The 2,145-nt window shown below is 57.2% G+C and carries 2 protein-coding genes and 1 pseudogene; all 3 read right to left on the reverse strand.

The annotated features are described in order from the left end of the window. A pseudogene (locus AC27KI_RS23320) lies at positions 1–668 on the reverse strand (RHS repeat-associated core domain-containing protein); the annotation flags it as partial. A 407-nt stretch (positions 669–1,075) separates the two neighbouring features. After that, entirely contained in the window at positions 1,076–1,399 is a 324-nt protein-coding gene (locus AC27KI_RS23325) for a hypothetical protein (protein WP_487090929.1), read from the reverse strand. Between the two features lies 1 nt (position 1,400). Next, positions 1,401–2,145: RHS repeat-associated core domain-containing protein (locus AC27KI_RS23330; RefSeq protein ID WP_487090928.1), on the reverse strand; the 745-nt coding region annotated here is incomplete at its 5' end.

Here is a 2,145-nt window from a genome sequence, read left to right on the forward strand (position 1 = left end):
CGCAGCACCGGCAGGCCCCGCGCCTCGTAGCCGAAGCGTGTCGTGCGGCCCGAACAATCGGTATAGGCCACCAGATTGCCCGCCTCGTCCCAGCGCAATTGCTTGGTGCCGCCCTGGGCGTCGGTCACCTCGACCGGCCGGCCCAGGCCGTCGTACTGGTAGGCCGTGGTCTGCCCGAGCGGATCGGTCATCCGCACCAGATTGCCCTGCGCGTCGTAGGTGCGCCGCCACTCGAAGCCCATCGCATCGCGCAGCGTGGTCACCCGGTCCATCGCGTCGTATTGCAGCGCCGTGGACTGCCCCAGCGCATTGACGAGTTGCACCACGTTGCCGCGCGCGTCGTGGCGCAGCGTGGTGCGCCGGCCCAGCGGGTCGATGCTGCCCCGTGGGGTGCCGGTGGCATCGAACGGCGTTGCCTCGCGCACCTCCTCGGGCGTGCCCTCGGCGGTGACGGTGGCCACGATGTTGAAGCGCGCGTCCCAGTGGTAGGCCGTCACGCGGCCCAGGCCATCGGTGTGGCGGGTGATGCGTTCGTGGGGCAGATAGGTGAAGCGGTCGTCGTCCTGGCCGGGGATGGGCGCGTCGGCGCACCAGGAACGCAGCACGCGGCCGTGCGGGCCTTCCGCGTCGTACTGGGCGAAGTAGCGGTGGCCGCTGGCCTTGGCCACCTGCGTGATCGCGTCCCCGCCGCCGCTGAAGATGTGCGTGCCTCACGGACCGGAAGGTGGAGGGGGAAGGGTAGAGGGAGGGAGGAGAGCAGGAAGGCGGGTAAGGATATTTCAAGCCTTTAGCGCAATCAGGGCATGCCTTGACTGCTATTTAATTAGGAGCGTGGCTGGGTCGCCTGTGACATTGCACAAGAAATAATGATGAAAAATGCCTAATACCCTAGTTCCGATTGGCTTGGGTGCTATCGAATGGATAGCAAATGACTTCTGAGCCGACGATCTCGTAGAAACCATCGAACCGCTTTTCCAGTTTGCGCTCTTGTGGTTCGCGGCATCTGAAAAGCGCAAGGCTTTGTTGCAGACTCGAGTAGGACTGATGGATTTGAACTCACTTTTGAACCGCCCATTCAAAAGTTTCGGACTTTTTGCAAAGCTTTCTCAAGCACAACCATGTCGCTTTCCCGCATAGGCCGATCATTAAAGCGTTTTAGCCACTTATCCATCCCCAACTTAATAACGTTCAACCCTTCTTCTGTCAGGTCACTTGATCGAATTTCGAATTCTTCTCCAATATCCTCTACTGATGACGCGAGATGTCGAACTGTTAAATTGTTGTTTTGCAAGAATTTGATAAGAGCAAAAAAATACCCTGCAATTTCTGTCAATGAATTCCTCTTGGCGCCCTCTTGTTGGGTATGCCAAGATACTTTGGTAATTGTAAAATCTCTCATGCTATTTTCTCCGGATTATTTTCGTTGGGTTGTCTTTGACATTAATTAGCTCACCGGTTTTTCGATCACGAATGTAATGTCCGCCATCTTGTCTAATGCGATTTTCCTTATCGGTTTGTTCACGCTTGTCGGCGGTTTGACTGGTCGTTTCGCAACAGCAAATTGCCCCTCCGCTAATGGCGTCGATAACAACATGGTCGATTCTCCTACCAGTTTCTGTAATTGGGTCTATCGCACGCTTTCCATCTTTGGTTCTTAAGTAAACCTCGTTCTGGATGCGTGCGTTTGGATATTGAGTTGCCAATTCGGCCGCAGTTTCTTGCTCGCGCCGTGTTCCATCGATCTTTTGTTGTATGCATGTCAGTCCAAATGGGTCTATCCAATAAAGCGGATTTGGTGCATAAATAATGGTGTTTACCCCGCCAGCCAAACCAATCGGATCTTGGCTAGCAAACCTGCCCACGGCCGGATCGTAATACCGGAAGCGGTTGTAATGCAGCCCGGTTTCCTCATCGAACTGCTGCCCCTGGAATCGGAAGGGTTGTTCGATCGGCGGCGGCGCGGATGACCGGGCGCTGGCACCGTCGCTCCAGTCCATTCCCGGACCGTTCCCCATGCGGCGGCGGGTGGGGCCGTCATCGGTCCCCGTTCTCGCCACGGGCCGCAGCGTGGCTTCCCCCCAGACCTTGTAATCCGCCGCCCAGGCAATGTGCCCCTGGGCATCCGTCAACTCCAGCGGCGCGCCG

Source organism: Acidovorax sp. KPB24-03, from assembly GCF_057546605.1.